General features: G+C 66.0%; 12 protein-coding genes and 2 pseudogenes. 3 read left to right on the top strand and 11 right to left on the bottom strand.

The annotated features are described in order from the left end of the window. Nucleotides 1–20: 20 nt before the first annotated feature. The 4 genes from rimM to MVA47_RS14980 all read right to left on the bottom strand — a co-directional run bounded on the left by rimM (nucleotide 21) and on the right by MVA47_RS14980 (nucleotide 2,458). A complete protein-coding gene (gene rimM / locus MVA47_RS14995) occupies nucleotides 21–545 on the bottom strand; it encodes a ribosome maturation factor RimM (protein ID WP_062797751.1) in 525 nt (174 codons plus the stop codon). Nucleotides 546–569: 24 nt separating this feature from the next. Then, nucleotides 570–812, bottom strand: a complete 243-nt coding sequence (locus MVA47_RS14990; protein WP_020107279.1) for an RNA-binding protein — start codon at nucleotides 810–812, stop codon at nucleotides 570–572. Then, nucleotides 809–1,285, bottom strand: a complete 477-nt coding sequence (rpsP, locus tag MVA47_RS14985) for a 30S ribosomal protein S16 (protein WP_247208505.1) — start codon at nucleotides 1,283–1,285, stop codon at nucleotides 809–811. Before rpsP ends, MVA47_RS14990 begins: the two co-directional genes overlap by 4 nt. A gap of 213 nt (nucleotides 1,286–1,498) precedes the next feature. Further along, nucleotides 1,499–2,458: an NAD(P)/FAD-dependent oxidoreductase gene (locus MVA47_RS14980; RefSeq protein WP_247208504.1), complete on the bottom strand. Its 960-nt coding sequence runs from the start codon at nucleotides 2,456–2,458 to the stop codon at nucleotides 1,499–1,501. 73 nt (nucleotides 2,459–2,531) lie between these two features. Between MVA47_RS14980 and MVA47_RS14975 the strand changes: the two genes are divergently transcribed. After that, complete coding sequence (locus tag MVA47_RS14975; protein WP_247208503.1) at nucleotides 2,532–3,107, top strand: helix-turn-helix domain-containing protein; 576 nt, start codon at nucleotides 2,532–2,534, stop codon at nucleotides 3,105–3,107. A 20-nt stretch (nucleotides 3,108–3,127) separates the two neighbouring features. On the opposite strand, the gene MVA47_RS14970 is transcribed toward MVA47_RS14975, so the two are convergent. From MVA47_RS14970 to ftsY, 6 genes and pseudogenes are all read right to left on the bottom strand, one after another. After that, the gene (locus MVA47_RS14970) at nucleotides 3,128–4,204 is read right to left on the bottom strand and encodes an amidohydrolase family protein (protein WP_247208502.1); all 1,077 of its coding nucleotides are present in this window, start codon (nucleotides 4,202–4,204) and stop codon (nucleotides 3,128–3,130) included. 14 nt (nucleotides 4,205–4,218) lie between these two features. Beyond that, on the bottom strand, nucleotides 4,219–5,799 hold the full coding sequence (gene ffh, locus MVA47_RS14965; protein WP_099384887.1) for a signal recognition particle protein: 1,581 nt from the start codon (nucleotides 5,797–5,799) through the stop codon (nucleotides 4,219–4,221). A 4-nt stretch (nucleotides 5,800–5,803) separates the two neighbouring features. Beyond that, nucleotides 5,804–8,340 (bottom strand): annotated as a pseudogene (locus MVA47_RS14960) ([protein-PII] uridylyltransferase). Between the two features lie 6 nt (nucleotides 8,341–8,346). Beyond that, complete coding sequence (locus tag MVA47_RS14955; RefSeq protein ID WP_023960328.1) at nucleotides 8,347–8,685, bottom strand: P-II family nitrogen regulator; 339 nt, start codon at nucleotides 8,683–8,685, stop codon at nucleotides 8,347–8,349. A gap of 5 nt (nucleotides 8,686–8,690) precedes the next feature. Then, nucleotides 8,691–10,073 carry an ammonium transporter gene (locus MVA47_RS14950; protein ID WP_247208501.1) on the bottom strand — a complete coding sequence of 461 codons (1,383 nt, stop codon included), beginning with the start codon at nucleotides 10,071–10,073 and terminating at the stop codon, nucleotides 8,691–8,693. 265 nt (nucleotides 10,074–10,338) lie between these two features. After that, nucleotides 10,339–11,859, bottom strand: a complete 1,521-nt coding sequence (gene ftsY, locus MVA47_RS14945) for a signal recognition particle-docking protein FtsY (RefSeq protein ID WP_247208500.1) — start codon at nucleotides 11,857–11,859, stop codon at nucleotides 10,339–10,341. A 282-nt stretch (nucleotides 11,860–12,141) separates the two neighbouring features. On the opposite strand from ftsY, the gene egtB reads away from it, so the two are divergent. Both egtB and egtD read left to right on the top strand, forming a co-directional pair. Next, nucleotides 12,142–13,377: an ergothioneine biosynthesis protein EgtB gene (gene egtB, locus MVA47_RS14940; RefSeq protein ID WP_247208499.1), complete on the top strand. Its 1,236-nt coding sequence runs from the start codon at nucleotides 12,142–12,144 to the stop codon at nucleotides 13,375–13,377. Further along, nucleotides 13,374–14,354: an L-histidine N(alpha)-methyltransferase gene (egtD, locus tag MVA47_RS14935; protein WP_247208498.1), complete on the top strand. Its 981-nt coding sequence runs from the start codon at nucleotides 13,374–13,376 to the stop codon at nucleotides 14,352–14,354. The genes egtB and egtD overlap by 4 nt, the downstream gene beginning before the upstream one ends. Nucleotides 14,355–14,362: 8 nt before the next feature. Here egtD and smc read toward each other — a convergent pair. After that, nucleotides 14,363–17,979, bottom strand: a pseudogene (smc, locus tag MVA47_RS14930) (chromosome segregation protein SMC). Nucleotides 17,980–18,024: the final 45 nt, after the last annotated feature.

Genomic DNA, 18,024 nt, shown 5'->3' with positions numbered 1-18,024 from the left:
GGCAGGCCCCGCCTCGTCGGTCATTCCGGATCCAGCAGACCGTCGGGTGGGTCGATTTCGATCAGGCTCCGACTCACCGTCGGCACGATCGCTGTGACAAACGGGATCAGGATCTCGCGGCCTTCGTCAGTGGTCACCGACAACAGATCCCCGGCGGGCAGATGCACCACATCGGCGACCACACCGACGTCGTCGCCATCAACGGTGCGCACCGGAACCCCTTGCAGTTCATGGTCATAGAACTCGTCCGGATCGTCGCCGGACGAAACCTCGTCGGCGTCGATCAAGAAAAGCAGTCCGCGGAGCGCCATGGCCGAGTCGCGGTCCCCGACCTCGGCAACAGACAGCAACAGCCGCCCGGAATGGTTCCGGGCGGCTGTCACCGTATAGCTGTTCTCGACGAAGGTGTTCTTACCGGTGGACAGACGGCCTCGCAGCTTCTGCCCGATGGCGAAGCGCTCTTCCGGATCGTCGGTGCGGACGTCGACCACCAGTTCACCGCGCACGCCGTGCGTCTTGGTGACGCGGCCGATTACCAGGTCCATCGTCGTCGCTTTTCGGTGCCTGCGTCAGCGGTCGGTGTCGACGATGTCGACACGAACGCCCCGGCCACCGATTCCGGTGACCAGAGTGCGCAGTGCAGTGGCCGTGCGGCCATTGCGACCGATGACCTTACCGAGGTCCTCGGGGTTCACGTGAACCTCGACAAAACGCCCTCGCCGTCCGGTGACCAGTTCGACGCGGACGTCGTCGGGGTTGGCAACGATGCCGCGAACGAGGTGTTCGACGGCGTCGGCGACGACAACGCTCACTTGTCAGCGGCCTCGGCTGGGGCCTCGTCGGCAGCGCCTGCCTCTGCCTTGGGGGCGTCGGCCTTCGAGGAATCGTCGGCCTTCTTGGCGGCCTTCTTCTTCGGTGTGGTGGCCTCGGCGGACGGTCCGTTGTCAGCGGCGGCGAGTGCGGCGTTGAACAGGTCCTGCTTGCTGGGCTTGGGCTCGGCAACACGCAGCGTGCCCTCGGCGCCCGGTAGTCCCTTGTGCTTCTGCCAGTCACCGGTGATCTTCAGCAGTGCTGCAACGGGCTCGGTCGGCTGTGCGCCGACTCCCAGCCAGTACTGCGCACGCTCGGAGTCGACCTCGATCAGGCTCGGCTCTTCCTTCGGGTGGTAACGACCAATGGTCTCGATGGCCCGGCCATTGCGACGGGTGCGGGCGTCGGCGACGACGATGCGGTACTGGGGATTGCGGATCTTGCCGAGGCGGGTGAGCTTGATCTTGACAGACACGAGTTACTTCCTTCTATGGTCACAGTGCAATTCGGCGACGCCCCATCGTTGGGGCGCCCGGTTTTGCTGTTCGGTGGTGTGACCGCCGGTCGGTGTCTAGCCGGGTCCGGCGAACCAGCGTCCCATTCTGCCAGAGGTGTGGGCCTGATAAGAAATCCGTCGGAATCACCACGCCGACGCTGGGTCGGGGTCACCACACCACGATGGCTCCTGTCAGCCGGCGGCTGCGAGGGCCTCGCGGGCATCGGCGGTGACGAGTTCCATGTTGATCGCGGACGCCGCAACCGCGCCATCGGCCGCCGCACCGCCGACCTGAGCCATCAGGTTCGCCACGTTGCCTGCGACGTACACCCCGGGAACGTCGGTCAGGCCGGTCTCATCCGCCTCGATGTACTGCCCGGCCCCCTTGGGGTGGTCGGTCAGTGTCAGACCCAGGTCGACGAGGAAGTCGGCCCGGGCGACAAACCGGGGCATCACCACGATCACCTCACGCTCACAGACCGTCCCGTCCGCCATCCGCACCCCGGTCAACTTCCCGTCGGACGACTCGACGGCCGCGACCCGACCTTCGACCACGCACACCCCGCGCGCCGCGAGCTGTGCCGACTCCTCCTCGGTCGGCCGCACGGAGTCGTTGACGAACAAGATCACGTCGGCGCTCCACTGCCGGAACAACAACGCTTGGTGCGCGGCCTGCTCGGTGACCGCCAGGATGCCGATCGCCTGGTCACGAATCTCCCAGCCGTGGCAGTAGGGACAATGCAGAACGCCTGTTCCCCACTGCTCTGACAGTCCTGGGATGTCGGGCAGCTCATCGGTCAGTCCCGTGGTGACTAGCACCCGACGGGCTCGCACCTCCCGGCCGTCGCTCAAGACGACCACAAACCCCAGATCAACGTCACCTCGGACGACTGTCGCCTCTACATCCACCACGTGCCCGCCGTAGCTGCGAACCTCCTCCCGCCCGATCGCCACATATTCCGCCGGCGAGATCCCGTCTCGGGTCAGCAAACCGTGTACTCCGGCAGCGGGAGCGTTCCTGGGTTGTCCGGAGTCGAGGACGAGGACCGACCGCCGGGAGCGGCCCAGCACGAGGGCAGCACTCAGGCCGGCTGCTCCGCCGCCTACGACGACAACCTCGTAGTCGTCGAGAATCTGCTCATCGGTACTCATCTGTCGTGACTACCCCGAAATGCCTGGCAATAATCCTTGCCGATCCAGCAAATCGCGACGACGATGGCTGATTATGGAAGACGAACTCCACCAAGCCCTCACGACGGTTGGCCCGCGGTTGCGAGCACTGCGCAAGGAACGCGAGATCACTCTCGCCGATCTGTCCGAGGCCACCGGCATCTCGGAGAGCACCCTGTCACGACTCGAATCCGGAGGCCGCAAGCCCACACTCGAGTTGCTGCTCCCATTGGCCAAGGTGCATGGCGTTCCGCTGGACGAACTCGTCGGAGCGCCCGCGACCGGTGATCCCCGGATCCATCTGCGCCCGATCAAACGGCATGGTCGCACCTTCATTCCGCTGACCCGGCGAGCCGGCGGCATCCAGGCCTTCAAGCAGATCATCCCGCCCGCGCACGGCCCCCAGGTTCCCACTCCGCAAACACACGAGGGTTACGAATGGCTCTACGTACTGTCCGGGCGGGTCCGGCTGATCCTCGGAGAACAGGACCTCGAGCTCAAGGCCGGTGAAGCCGCCGAGTTCGACACCCACGTTCCGCACTGGATGGGGGCCGCCGGGACCGAGCCCGCCGAGATGCTGTGCCTCTTCGGTACCCAAGGCGAGCGAGCGCACGTCCGCGCCACGTCGTGACGCGCTCGCGAGGCCTCGGATCAAACCACGTGTCCACCGCACACGATGGCCGCGGGCGCACGGAGCGCCGCGAGGTCCTCGACGGGATCCGCCCGTAGCACAAGGACATCAGCGCGATCACCATCGGCGAGCGTGCCGGCATCGAGCCAGGTGCGCGCCGCCGAACACGCGGCGTCGATGGCTTCGGCCGGGGTCAGGCCCACCTTCGACAGAGCCTCTATCTCGTCGACGATACGACCGTGTTCCACGAACCCGCCCGCATCGGTGCCGGCGTACACGGCAACCCCGGCCTCGATGGCCTTGGCGAAAGTCGCCGGGGCGTCGGCATACAGCTTTCGCATGTGCTTCTGATAGGCGGGGAAACGATCTGCCCCGTCGGCGATCGACGGGAAGTTCTCCACCTGGATCATGGTCGGCACCAAGGCGATATTGCGTTCGGCCATGCGTGCGATGAGGTTGTCGTCGAGTCCTGTGCCGTGTTCGATGCAGTCGATGCCGGCATCGATCAGACCGTGCAACGCCTGTGCGCCGAAGACGTGGGCGGTGACCTTCGCGCCGAGGTCGTGAGCAACCGAGACGGCTTCGAGAAGCACGTCATCGGGCCACAGCGGCGCGAGGTCGCCGAGGTCCCGGTCGATCCAATCTCCGACGAGTTTGACCCACCCATCGCCCGCGCGGGCCTGACGAGCGACCTCCGCCGGCAGGTCTTGCACGTCGTCGAGGTCGACGCCGTAGTCGCGCAGATACCGTTTCGGTCGCGCGATGTGTTTCCCGGCGCGGATGAATCGCGGGCAGGTCGGGTCGTCATCGAGTGGGTGGGTGTCGAGCGGCGAGCCGACCTCCCGGATCAGCGTTGCTCCCGCCCGCAGATCCTGGTGAGCAAATGACCGGGCCTGTTCGATGGTGACGCCGAGACCGGGCGCGATCCCCACGTGGTTGTGCGCGTCCACCAGTCCCGGCATGATCCAGCCGCCATCGGTGATCGTGGTGGCCCCGGCGACGGGAGTCCTCGTGATGACCCCGCCATCGACCCAGAACTCGACGGGTTCACCGGAGCCGACGCTGCGTCCGCGAAAGTGCAACTGCGGCAATGACATCGCGCCCGCTACCGCTATTTCTTCTTCGGCCGCTGGAACTGGCTGACGTCGATCCCCTCGAGTCCGGGCGGCAACTGATCAAGACCGGCGGGCATGTTCGACAGGTCCGGGAACCCGGCCGGCATGCCCGGCATGCCACCCATCCCGGGCATACCGCCGCGCACCTTGGGAGGTGTCGGGCCCCGTCCGCCCTTCTTGCCTTTCTTGCCCTTCTTCCGGTTGACCTTCCGGTTCCCGCCGGGCATCCCGCCCATCCGACCCGCCATCTGCGACATCATCTTGCGCGCGTCGAAGAAGCGGTCGACCAGTTGGTTCACGTCGCTGACGGTGACACCCGAACCGTTGGCGATCCGGGCGCGCCGGGAGCCGTTGATGATCTTGGGGTTCTCGCGCTCGGCGGGCGTCATGCCCCGGATGATGGCCTGCACCTTGTCGAGCTGTTTGTCATCGACCTGCGACAGCACGTCTTTCATCTGACCGGCACCGGGCAACATGCCCAGCAGGTTGCCGATCGGCCCCATCTTTCGGATCATCAGCATCTGCTCGAGGAAGTCCTCGAGGGTGAGCTCGCCCTGCGTGATCTTGGTGGCCGCGGCCTCGGCCTGCTGCGCATCCCAATGTTCTTCGGCCTGCTCGATGAGACTGAGCACGTCGCCCATGCCGAGGATCCGACTCGACATGCGGTCGGGATGGAAGACGTCGAAGTCTTCGAGTTTCTCACCGGACGAGGCGAACATGATGGGACGGCCGGTCATCTCCCGGACCGACAGCGCGGCACCGCCGCGCGCATCGCCGTCGAGTTTGGTCAACACCACGCCGGTGAAGTCGACGCCCTCGGCAAACGCCTCTGCGGTCGCCACCGCGTCCTGACCGATCATCGCGTCGAGGACGAACAGCACCTCGTCGGGCTGTACGGCGTCCCGGATGCCTTTGGCCTGACGCATCAACTCTTCGTCGATACCGAGCCGGCCCGCGGTGTCGACGATCACGATGTCGTGAAGTTTGGTCTTGGCCTCGGCGACGCCCGCGCGGGCCACCTCGACCGGCTCGGACAGGGTGTCGCCCGAGGACACACCCAGCTCGCCGGTGCCGCCGACACTGGTGCCGGGGTGGGGCGCGAACACCGGTACCCCGGCCCGCTCACCGACGATCTGCAGCTGGGTGACGGCGCCGGGACGTTGGAGGTCACAGGCCACGAGCATGGGCGTGTGCCCTTGCTTCTTGAGCCAGGACGCCAGTTTGCCCGCGAGCGTCGTCTTACCGGCACCCTGCAGACCTGCCAGCATGATCACCGTCGGCGGAGTCTTCGCGAACCGGATCCGGCGGGTCTCGCCGCCGAGGATGGTGACGAGTTCCTCGTTGACGATCTTCACGACCTGCTGGGCCGGGTTCAGGGCACCCGAGACCTCGGCGCCCTTCGCCCGTTCCTTGATGCGGCTGATGAATCCGCGGACCACCGGGAGCGAGACGTCTGCTTCGAGCAGGGCGAGACGGATCTCGCGACAAGTACGGTCGATGTCCGCGTCGGACAGCTTGCCCTTGCCGCGCAGATCGGTCAGTACATCGGCCAACCGGCCGGAGAGGGAGTCGAACATCCCCCTAGCCTATCGGCACCCCGGATTTACCGGAGTCCTCCTCTGGTTCGCGTGGCGGCGCCGGCGGCGGTACCACCGCCAGGATCGACTCTTCGAGGCGATCCCGTGTGGAGGGTCCATCGCCAGGCAGACGTATGCAGAACGAATCGACCACCGAACCGCCGAGGGTGGCGACCTTGGCCCAGGTGACGTTCGCACCGTGGTGTTCGAGCACCGCGCTCACCCGCGCCAGCAGACCGAGCCGGTCACTGGCCCTCAGTTCCAGGATCACGCTGTTGTCGTCGTATCCGTCGAACCAGAGCACCTTCGGAGGGGCCTGGGCGAAGAGGGCGGGCACGGCCGGAACGGACGCGTCCTCGGACCCGCCCACCTGCTCGGGCGGGGTCGGCACGGGTGTCTCACGCTCACGCACATCGAGCCGGGCGATCACGTCGATGCCACCGTCGACCGCCTGGATGAGTTGCTGTCGCAGCAGACCGACCTCGGGAGGCTCACCGAACAGCGGTGACACCAGGAAGGTGTTGACGGCACTGCCCGCATGGGTCTGTACCGAGGCACTGAGCAGACGCAGACCCCGCAACGCCAGCACACCGGACATCCGCGACAGCAATCCCGGCTGCTCCGGTGCGATCATCGTGACCGAGAACGTGTGCGGATTGTCGGTCGACACCAGTTCGACACTGACACCGCCGGCCTCGGCGAGCTCGGTCAACTCGGCGGTGAGCGGTTCGGGAACCGGCAGCTCACCTCGGTCGAGCAGGCGCAGGCATCGGCGCACGAGTTCCCCGATGAGTGAGGACTTCCAGTCTCCCCAGACGCCGGGTCCGGTGGCCAGCGAATCGGCCTCGGCGAGGGCGGCAAGCAATTCCAGCAGCACCTTTGACCCCCCGAGGGTGTCGACCACCCCCTGCACCGTCGCCGGGTCATCAAGATCTCGACGGGTGGCCACCTCCGGTAGCAGCAGGTGGTACCGGACCATCTTCGACAAGATCATGACGTCGTCGGGCCACAGGCCGATACGGTTGCCCACCTGGTTCGCCAACTCGGCGCCGACAACGCTGTGGTCGGCGCCACGCCCCTTGCCGAGGTCGTGGATGAGCGCGCCGAGGACAAGAAGGTCGGGCCGCGACACCCGCGTCGTCATGGAACCCGCATTGGCGGCGGTCTCGACGAGATGCCGATCCACCGTCCAGGTGTGGATGGGGTCGCGAGGCGGAAGATCTCGCACTGCTCCCCATTCGGGGATCAGCCTGCCCCACAGGCCGGTTCGGTCGAGCGCTTCGATGGGGGCGATCATGTGCGGTCCCGTGCCGAGCAGGACGAGCAGGTCCGAGAGGGCATCGGCGGGCCACGGTTCACGGAGCTCGGGCGCGAAATCAGCAAGCCGGGCGAGCGTGGACGCAGCCATCGGCAGCCCGGTCCGGGCGGATGCTGCGGCAACCCGCAAGATCAGGCCCGGGTCCTTGCTGGGCAGGGCACTGCGCGCGAGGACCACCTCGCCGTTGTGCTCGACCACCCCCTCGTCCAGCGGACGACGGATCGGAGATCGGCGGAGTTTCGAAAGCCCTTTGCGCGGAAGCGAGTTGGACGACGTCCGCAAACCGACGTCCACGGCGTAACCGATGGTGCGCGCACTGTCGCTGATGGTTCGGGCGAGATCGAACCGGTCCCCGATGCGCAGCGCGGCGCCGATCTCGTCGGCGTCTTGGGCACGGAGCTGTTCACGGGGTCGCCCGGTGATCCGGTGGAGTTCGGTACGCACGTCCAGCAACCGGGTGTACGCCTGTCGCAGCCCTCCACCGGGTGAGTCCGGGCGCAACGTCGCCATACCGTCGGTGAGCTGGGCAATCGCCAACGCGTCGAGCATGTGCACATCACGGAGACCGCCGCGGCCGTACTTGAGGTCGGGCTCTGCGCGGTGCGCGATGTCGCCACTGCGCCGCCACCGTTCCCGCGCCTGGTCGACCAGCGCAGGAAATCGCGAGCGGATGTCGGTGCGCCACTGTTGCCGCACTCCGCCGATCAGCAGCTTCGAGAGCTCCTCGTCGCCCGCGATGTGCCGTGCCTCGAGCAGGCCCAGCGCCGCGGTCATGTCACTCGCAGCCACCTGGAGTGCCTGCGGGACGGTGCGCACACTGTGGTCGAGCTTGATGTGGGCGTCCCAGAGCGGATACCAGATCTGATCCGCCGTCTCGGCGACCAGCGCCGGATCCATCTCGTCGTGGAGCAGGATGAGATCCAGATCAGAATGCGGAAGTAGCTCTTGTCTGCCCAGCCCCCGACCGCGACGATGGCGAAGCCGCTACCCGGTTTGATCCCGATCTCGGCCGCCTTCGTGGCGAGCCAGAAGTCGTGCAGGTCCACCAGGACCCGGCGTAATGCCGGGGCGTCGACGCGCTTGTGCCCGTCCACCCGGCTGAGCAGTTGCTTGCGGGCCGTCACCAGATCGGTCGCCGCAGCAGGTGTCAGATGAGACGACTGCGGTCCTGCACCCGAGGGCTCCTCGGAGGCAGGACCGCGACCGCCACGTACGAATGGCACTGTGTCTTACAGCGCGTCGCCGCCGCGTTCTCCGGTACGAACCCGGACAACCGCTTCCACCGGCGACACCCACACCTTGCCGTCACCGATCTTGCCGGTTCGGGCCGCTTCCACGATCACGTCGACCACCTTGTCCACGGCGGCGTCGTCGACGACGACCTCCACGCGGACCTTGGGGACGAAGTCCACCGAGTACTCCGCACCGCGGTACACCTCGGTGTGGCCTTTCTGACGTCCATAACCCTGGACTTCGCTGACCGTCATACCTACGACACCGGCTTGTTCCAGTCCCGCCTTGACGTCTTCAAGCGTGAATGGCTTCACGATTGCGGTAATGAGCTTCACTTAGATCATCCCTCCTTGGCCGTTGCGGCCACTGGAACGCTGTGACCAAATTGCGTGCTGGACCCGCCCAGTGATGCAAAATCGTACGCGGATTCAGCATGTTCGGATTCGTCGGCACCCTCGGACTCGGCTTCGGGGTCGAGTTTGAGACCGATGGTGAACTTCAAGATGAGCGCGATGATTGCGGTGACAACCGCCGAGTAGGCGAGCACTGCGAGCGCACCGACGACCTGGCGCCAGAGCTGGTCGACGCCGCCGCCGAAGAACAGACCGTCCACACCGGAGTAGGTGTCGGCGACCGCGACGAACCCGATCAGGATGGTGCCGACAAGGCCACCGACGAGGTGGACACCGACGACGTCGAGCGAGTCGTCGTAGCCGAGCTTGTACTTGAGACCGACGGCCAGCGCACAGAGGATGCCTGCGACCGCGCCGATGATCAAGGCGCCCCAGGTGTTCACGGCGCTACAGGCCGGGGTGATGGCAACGAGGCCGGCAACGATGCCCGACGCCGCGCCGAGTGTGGTGGCATGACCGTCACGGATCCGCTCCACGAGCAACCAGCAGAGCATTGCCGCTGCCGTGGCAATCGTCGTGGTCAAGAAGGTGCTCGCCGCAGTTCCGTTGGCGGACACCGCCGAACCGGCGTTGAATCCGTACCAGCCGAACCAGAGCAGGCCGGCGCCGAGCATCACGAACGGCAGGTTGTGCGGGCGCATCGGGGTACCGGGCCAGCCTTGACGCCTGCCGAGGATGACCGCGAGAACCAGACCGGCGATACCGGCGTTGATGTGAACCGCTGTGCCACCGGCGAAGTCGATCACCTTGAGCTTGTTGGCGATCCAGCCACCGGTCTCACCGGTGTAGCCGTCGAACGCGAACACCCAGTGAGCCACCGGGAAGTAGACGAAGGTCGACCACAGGGCGGTGAAGGCGGCCCAGGCGCTGAACTTCATGCGGTCGGCGACAGCGCCGGAGACCAAGGCCACGGTGAGGATGGCGAACATCAGCTGGAAGGCAACAAACAGTGCGAGCGGGATCGTGCCGAACATCGGGATGGCGACTTCAGCTGCGGGCTCGGTGCCGGTGGCCGGGTCGGCCAGAACTTCCGGGGCCGCGTTCCCGCTGATGACCCCATCGAGACCGAAGTACTGCGTCGGGTCACCGATGAAATTGCCCTTGTCCTCTCCGAACGCGACCGAGAAGCCGTACAACGACCAGAGCACCGTGACGATGCCCATCGAGATCACGCTCATCATGAGCATGTTGAGAACGCTCTTCGCACGGACCATGCCACCGTAGAAGAACGCCAAACCAGGCGTCATCAGCAATACGAGCGCGGAGCTCGCCAACATCCATGCCGTATCACCTGTATCCGGCAAATCCATAACGGGATAATCCGCCACCTTCAGTCCTCCTCGAGCTGTTCCCGCCGCGGCATTCTTGCCGCACCGTTGACCTGTCGAGAAGGTTGCTTGCTCCATGTTTCCGTGGTGGCGATAGCACGTTGCCGCTGTGTTAACGGAGCTGGGAGCCGTGTTTCGTCCAGATGTCGTCGCAGGTGGCTCTCCGAACGATGCGACCGAAATCCACGCAAATCGGAGAAGTCGGCAACCTTGTGTCGACGTCTACGCAGCGGGAACCATTCGGCGATCAGCCCAGCAGGGCGTCCACGAACGCTTCCGGCTCGAACGGCGCGAGATCGTCTGCGCCCTCTCCGAGCCCGACGAGTTTGACGGGGACACCCAGTTCACGCTGTACGTGGAAGACGATGCCACCCTTGGCGGTGCCGTCCAGCTTCGTGAGAACCACACCGGTGATGGACACGACGTCGGCGAACACCTTTGCCTGCGCAAGTCCGTTCTGACCTGTGGTGGCATCGAGGACCAGCAGGACCTCGTCGACGGCGGCCTTCTTCTCCACGACCCGCTTGACCTTGCCGAGCTCATCCATCAAGCCGGTCTTGGTGTGCAGTCGGCCGGCAGTGTCGATCATGACCACGTCGACGCCTTCGGCCACGCCCTTGGCAACTGCATCGAATGCCACCGCCGCCGGATCCGCTCCTTCTTTACCTCTGACAACCTCGGCGCCGACTCGTTCGGCCCAGGTCTGCAGCTGGTCGGCCGCGGCGGCGCGGAACGTATCCGCCGCCCCCAGCAGCACCCGGCGGCCATCTGCGACGAGAACACGCGCGAGTTTGCCGGTTGTGGTGGTCTTACCGGTGCCGTTGACACCGACGACCAGCAGCACCGACGGGGTGCCCGCATGGGGAAGCGCACGGATGGACCGGTCGAGGTCGGGCTCGATCTGTCCGATCAGCACACGGCGGAGCAACGCACGGACCTCGGCTGCGTTGCTGACAGGGTTGGCGGCCAGTGCAGTCCTGAGCTCGTCGACGACGGCCATGGTCACCGACGTCCCGATGTCCGCGAGAAGCAGCGTGTCCTCGATCTCCTCCCAGGAATCCTCGTCGAGGTCGCCTGCACCGAGCAGGCCCAGCATGCTCTTGCCGAACGCGTTCTGTGACCGTGAGAGCCGGCCCCGCAGATGACCCAGACGGCCGGCGGTGGGGGCGATGTCGTCGAGCACCCGGCCGGGTGGAGCGGGTTCGACGGTCGTGTCCGAGATCGGCTCCGCGGGAGCGAGAGGCTCGCGCAGAGGCGTCTCGACTACTGAATCCTCGACGATCGCCGGTTCCACGACCTCCGGTTCGACGATCGCCGGGTCGACGATGTCGGGCTCGATGACGGTCGGTTCCGCGCCCCCCACCTCTGTCGCGGGCTGTTCATCAACGGCCGGCGACCGTGGTTCGTCGACCTTTGGCTCGGGAAGCGGGACGTTGGTATAACCCCGCTTGGGCGCGTCACGGGGAATCGCGGCATCGTCGCCGACACCGGGCTGACCGTCGGTGTCGGTGCGCTCGATCGTCGGCGTGTCACCGGTCTTCGGCGGTTCGGCCAGCGCGGTCGCTCCGCCCTGCGTGAAGGAGAAACCTCCCCCGGCCTTGTACCCACCGGACTTGTCGACCTGCCGCGACCCGTCCGACGGGGTGCGATCGGCACTGTCGCGCAGCGAGATTCGCCGTCGCCGAGACAGCACCAAACCGGTCGCCACCAGGGCGAGCAGCAGCACGACTACGACAACGACGATCGCGATAACGGCGGTGGTGTTCACGCGCTCAGTCTGCCAGGCCACCGCGCCGAGTGGTTCGACCAGCACCCCCCAATGCGGGCCACGTTGTCTCACATCCCCTCTGCCACAGAACCCGGCTCCGCTCCGCTTCGTCTCTGCCAGAGAGTCGAGCTCCGCTCCGCTTCGTCTCCGCCCGAGAGTCGAGCTCCGCTCCGCTTCGTCTCTGGGCGAAATTGCGACGGCCACGACACGGTCACCGCGTACCGTGATTGTCAGACACCTCCTCCATACTCATTGCGCCCTGACCCTTCCCAGGAGACGAACATGAGCATCACGGTCGACCAATCCGCCCTCACCTCCCACTTTCTCGACGTCAGAGGCCTCACCGATGCGTTGACCGATCCGTTGTCCCCGGAAGACCAGGTACCGCAGTCGATGACCGACGCGAGCCCGGCGAAATGGCATCGGGCGCACGTCACCTGGTTCTTCGAGGAATTCATCCTGCGAACCGATCCGGACTACACGGTGTACGACGAGACGTTCCGGTATCTGTTCAACAGCTACTACGAGGCCGTCGGGGCGAGGCACCCTCGCCCCCACCGAGGTCTGGTGACCCGCCCCGGTGTGGAGGAAGTGACCAGATACCGGGAGTACGTCGACGCCGCGGTGGTGTCGGCGATGAGGGATGGCCGACTCGATGAGGAAGCCCTGCGGCTGGTGGAGCTCGGCTGCAACCATGAACAGCAGCATCAGGAACTTCTGCTGATGGACATCAAGCATCTGTTCTCGACCCATCCGTTCGCGCCGCAATATGTCGAGCGGGCACCCGACGGGCAGCCTGCCGAAGCAACTGCCCTGCAGTGGCATTCGGTGTCCGGGGGTCTCACCGACGTCGGCGCCTCGGGAGCCGGCTTCTCCTACGACAACGAAGGTCCACGACACACCGTGTTCCTGCAGGACTTCCAGATCGCCAACCGGCTTGTCACCAACGCCGAATGGCGCGAGTTCATGGCCGACGACGGCTACCGGCGTTCGGAGCTGTGGCTGTCGGACGGATGGGCCAACGTCCAGGCCACCGGACAGAACGCGCCCGGTTACTGGAGTCTCGACGACGGCACGTGGACCACGTTCACGTTGTCGGGGCGTAGGCCGGTGGTCGATGCCGAACCGGTTCTGCACGTCTCCTTCTACGAGGCAGACGCGTTTGCGCGGTGGGCAGGAGCACGCCTGCCCACCGAGTTCGAATGGGAGGCAGCCGCGTTGACGCTCGCTCCCCCGCAGGGCACGCTGTTGGACCCCGGTCGGTGTCATCCGCGCGCCGCAGGCGCCACGATGATCGGCGACGTCTGGGAATGGACAGCGAGCGCGTATCTCCCCTACCCCGGTTTCGTTCCGGCGAACGGGGCCGTTGGCGAATACAACGGGAAGTTCATGAGCGACCAGCACGTGCTGCGCGGAGCAAGCGCTGTGACGCCCGTGGGTCATCAGCGAGCCACCTACCGAAACTTCTTCCCCGCCGCGTCTCGGTGGGCCTTCAGCGGACTGCGGTTGGCGAGATGACATTGTCCGATTCACGCGAGGCCATCAATCCGCGGCTTGTCGAAGATGCCGTAGCCGGCCTGTGGCAGCAGCCGCCCGTGCTGCCTGCGCGCTGGTTGTACGACAAACGGGGCAGCGAACTGTTCGACGAGATCACGCGTCTACCCGAGTACTACCCGACGCGCCGAGAAACCGAGATCCTCGATCGGCATCGGTCGGAGATCGTCTCGACAACCGGCGCCCGCACGATGATCGAACTGGGGTCGGGAACGTCCGAGAAGACGCGGCTACTTCTGCAGTCATTCGCCGGTTCTCATGACGCCGCGTCCTCCGACGACGGTTTCACCTACGTACCCCTCGATGTCAGCGTCGAGATGCTCACGTCGTCGGCACAGCACATCGCCGCCGAGTTCCCTTCCATCTCGGTTCAGCCACTGGACGGCGACTTCAACGACCCCGACCTGACTCTGTCCACGTACCCCGGGCCGCGAATGGCCATCTTCCTCGGCGGGACCATCGGCAATCTCGACGAGACCCAACGGGCGAGCTTCTTCGGTCGGATCGCGCGTTCCCTGAAGCCCGGCGACTATTTTCTCCTGGGCGCCGACCTCATCAAGGACACCGGTCGGCTCATCGCCGCCTACAACGACCGGGCCGGGGTGACCGCAGACTTCAATCGCAACGTCATCGAGGTGTTGCGCACCGGGTTGGACGCCCAGGGGCTGTACGTGGACGACTTCGAGCACATCGCCCGATGGAATCCCCCCGAACATCGCATCGAGATGTGGTTGCGTGCCCGTCGGAATGTCGTGGCCCATTTCGGCGCCATCGAACGAACGTGGGAGTTACCGGCAGGGGCCGAGATCCTCACCGAGATCAGCACCAAGTTCGACCTCGATGTGCTGCACCAGGAAATGGCGCGCCAAGGACTCGAGCACACTCACACCTGGACCGACCATGCGGGCGACTTCTCGGTGGTTCTGGCCAGGGTCGGGTGAACCGGAAATCAGCCGGCCGGGGCACCCACATCTTGCCCACGCATGCGTTGCGAGATCACGGTGGTGATGCCGTCTCCTTGCATGCTCACGCCGTAGAGGGCATCGGCGACTTCCATCGTGGGCTTCTGGTGCGTGATCACGATGAGCTGCGACTTCTCGCGAAGCTGCTCGAACAACGTGATCAGCCGGCGCAGATTCGTGTCGTCCAATGCGGCTTCGACTTCGTCCATCACGTAGAAGGGCGACGGTCGGGCGCGGAAGATCGCCACCAGCATCGCCACCGCCGTCAGCGACTTCTCCCCACCTGACAGCAACGACAGACGCTTCACTTTCTTGCCCGGTGGACGTGCCTCCACCTCGATTCCGGTGGTCAGCATGTTGGACGGATCGGTCAGCACGAGTCGCCCCTCGCCGCCGGGAAACAGGGTTTTGAAGACTTCGACGAACTCCCGCTCGACATCGGCGTAGGCCTCGCTGAACACCTGCAAGATGCGGTTGTCGACGTCCTGCACCACATCGAGCAGGTCCTGGCGGGCCTTCTTGACGTCCTCGAGTTGGGTCGAGAGGAAGTTGTAGCGCTCTTCGAGCGCAGCGAACTCTTCGAGTGCCAGCGGATTCACCTTGCCCAGCGTGTTCAGGTCCCGCTGCGCTTTTTTGGCACGGGCCTGCTGAGTGGCGCGGTCGTACGGGAGGGGGGCCGGGGCCACGACGATCTCTCCGCGTTCCTTGGCCTGTTCGTACTCGGCGATCTCGAGATCGGTCGGCGGCAGTGCGACATCGGGACCGTACTCGGCGACCAGGTCGTCGGGACTGATGGCGAAGTCGGACATGATCTGCTCTTCGAGCTGTTCGATTCGCATCGACACCTGGGCCTTGGCCACCTCATCGCGGTGCACCGCGTCCCGCAGTGCCGCCAGTTGGGTCCCGACCTCCGCCGCGGCCTTCTTGGCAACATCGAGAGCCTGCGTTCGCGACGCTCGTTCGGCTTCCAGCCGGTCGCGAAGGGATTGAGCTTGCGCCACAGCGATGTCGAGCCGCGCGGCGATCAATTCACCCTGTTCGAGAACCACCTCCGCCACGTCGGCGGCATGGCGGCGGGCACGATTCTGGCGTTCAGCCCTCGCCCGCGCCTCCCGTTCTGCACGGGCCGCGCGGCGCAGCGAATCCGCTTTGCCTCGCACCGACGACAGTCGCTCCTCGGCACTGCGCAACGCCAGCCGCGCTTCCATCTCCACCGAGCGCGCCGCCGCGACCGCAGCCGCAGTCGTGTCGCGGTCGCTGTCAGGAAGGTCGTCGCCCTCGTCGCCGACGGCACTGTCGTCGCGCGCGAGCCTCAGCCTCTCCTCCGACTCGGCGAGTTTGGCCATGGCCTCGGCTCGGCCCTGTTCTGCCTTGGCACGCTGACCGACGAGGCGGGTCGTCTCTTCCTGGGCTGCCCGCGCGGTCTGACCGAGCCGGGCGAGTTGCTCGTAGACCGCACCGAGCTGGGCGTCGGATTCGTGCAGAGCTGCCAACGCCTGTTCAGCCGTTTCACGGCGGTCGGTCTGCTGTGTCAGGGCGCCGGCCAGTGCCGCCACCAATTCCTCGCTGCGCCGCTGGGCGCCTGGAGTTCGGCCGCGGCAGAATCGATCGCCGACTGCACCTCGATGGTCGACGGCCGGTCGCCGGTACCGCCACTGCGCCAGCCGGCGCCGATGAGGTCGCCGTCGGCGGTGACCACCCGGAGTGAACCAAGATGTGGCACAGCAGCTTTGGTAGAGTCGAGCACGAGCTCAGCGGTGTCGATGCTGTCGGCGATGACGGTGTATCCGAGGAGCAGTTCCAGTGCGCCGCGCAGTTCGGCGGGTGCCGAGACCACATCGAGCGCCCATGTGGCACCGTGCGGCAGCGATCCGGTTCCCCGGCCTGCCGGCTCCAGCCCGCCGATGAGCACCGCGGCTCGGCCACCTTCGTTCTCTCGCAACGCTGACAACGCGGTGCGGGCAGCCGGCAGATCTGCGGTCGCGACCGCGTCGGCGGCCGGACCCATCGCCGCGGCGACCGCAGCTTCGTAGCCGTCGGCGACCTTGAGGAGCGACGACATGGGGCCGAGTAGCGACCCGCCTCGGTTCTCCAGTAGCCAGGCCCCGCCGTCCTTGCGTTCGAGTCCCACCGCGAGGGCATCAATGCGCGCCTTGAGCGAGGTGACCTGCTGTTCTGCTGCCCGCTCTGCGGCCTGGAGTTCTGCCACCCGCTCGTTGGCCTGGTTCAGCGCGGCGACGCTGCGCTCATGATGTTCGTCGAGCCCGAGTTCGGATGCGTCGAGTTCGGCGATGGTGGCCTGGGTGGCCTCGAACTCCTGTTGTGCTGCTTCGGCTCTGGCGGCCGCGTTGTCGATAGCAGCACCGAGGCGTGTGGTCTCGGCATCGATCGATTCGACCTTCGTGCGCAGATTGTCGACCTGGCCCTCCAGTCGGGCCAGCCCTTCGCGTCGGTCGGCGACTGCCCGTACCGCGGCGAGATGGGCCTGCGTCGCAGCGGCCGCGGCCTGCTCCCGGCCGGTGAGAGTCTCTTTGGCTTCGTCGAGCACCAGCGCCGCGTCATCGACCGCGTCGGCCAGTGCCGTCTCCTCTTCCGCTGCGACAGCTGCCTGGCGCTCGAGTTCATCAGGGTCGCGACCGGAGTCGGCCTGCACGGGTTCACTGAGGTACCGGCTGCGCTCGTCGGCGATCCGGCACGTGGCGCCGACGCGTTCGGTCAACGCCGACAAGGCAAACCACGCCTGACCGGCCTCGTTCGCCGCGGGCACGATCTGAGCCAGGTGTTCCTCGTTCTCACTCACCTGCGCGTTCAGTTCATCGAGTTGGTGCGCGTACTCGTCCTGCTGACGGCGCAGTTCGGCTTCACTGGTGCTCTGCTCGGCGAGTTCGGAGCGTCGGGTCACGAGATCGTCTGCCGCAAGCCGCAATTGGGCGTCACGCAGGTCTGCCTGGACTGTCTGGGCACGGCGGGCGACCTCGGCCTGGCGACCGAGCGGCTTGAGTTGGCGGCGCAATTCCGCGGTCAGGTCACCGAGCCGTGCCAGGTTGGCCTGCATCGCGTCGAGTTTGCGGACGGCCTTTTCCTTGCGTTTACGGTGTTTGAGAACGCCGGCAGCTTCTTCGATGAACGCCCGGCGTTCCTCCGGTCGCGACTCCAGGATCGCGGCGAGGCGCCCCTGTCCCACGATCACGTGCATCTCGCGACCGATGCCGGAGTCGCTGAGGAGCTCCTGCACGTCCATCAGTCGGCACGAACTGCCATTGATCTCGTACTCACCAGCCCCGTCGCGGAACATCCGGCGGGTCACCGACACCTCGGAGTAGTCGATGGGCAGTGCACCATCGGAGTTGTCGATGGTGAGGGTCACCTCGGCCCGCCCGAGTGGGGCGCGACCGGAGGTGCCGGCGAAGATGACGTCCTCCATCTTGCCGCCGCGCAGCGCCTTCGCGCCCTGCTCCCCCATCACCCACGTGAGCGCGTCGACAACGTTCGACTTGCCCGAACCGTTGGGACCGACCACGCAGGTGATCCCCGGTTCGAAACGCAGAGTGGTTGCCGACGCAAAGGACTTGAAGCCCTTCAGGGTCAGGCTCTTGAGGTGCACAGCGCTTCAGCGTACCCAGTACCCGGCGACGACTGGCCCAGGCCC

The sequence above is a fragment of the Williamsia sp. DF01-3 genome (genome assembly GCF_023051145.1).
In the GTDB taxonomy this organism is placed as follows: domain Bacteria; phylum Actinomycetota; class Actinomycetes; order Mycobacteriales; family Mycobacteriaceae; genus Williamsia.
Note: the sequence above shows the minus strand (reverse complement) of the source record. Positions and strands in the feature narration are given on the sequence as shown.

Excerpts from the sequence above, each read along its gene's own strand:
- MVA47_RS14975 (WP_247208503.1), top strand. The coding sequence starts at position 2,532 with ATGGAAGACGAACTCCACCAAGCCCTCACGACGGTTGGCCCGCGGTTG.
- ffh (WP_099384887.1), bottom strand. The coding sequence starts at position 5,799 with ATGTTCGACTCCCTCTCCGGCCGGTTGGCCGATGTACTGACCGATCTG.
- MVA47_RS14970 (WP_247208502.1), bottom strand. The coding sequence starts at position 4,204 with ATGTCATTGCCGCAGTTGCACTTTCGCGGACGCAGCGTCGGCTCCGGT.
- egtD (WP_247208498.1), top strand. The coding sequence starts at position 13,374 with ATGACATTGTCCGATTCACGCGAGGCCATCAATCCGCGGCTTGTCGAA.
- MVA47_RS14980 (WP_247208504.1), bottom strand. The coding sequence starts at position 2,458 with ATGAGTACCGATGAGCAGATTCTCGACGACTACGAGGTTGTCGTCGTA.
- egtB (WP_247208499.1), top strand. The coding sequence starts at position 12,142 with ATGAGCATCACGGTCGACCAATCCGCCCTCACCTCCCACTTTCTCGAC.
- rimM (WP_062797751.1), bottom strand. The coding sequence starts at position 545 with ATGGACCTGGTAATCGGCCGCGTCACCAAGACGCACGGCGTGCGCGGT.
- MVA47_RS14950 (WP_247208501.1), bottom strand. The coding sequence starts at position 10,073 with ATGGATTTGCCGGATACAGGTGATACGGCATGGATGTTGGCGAGCTCC.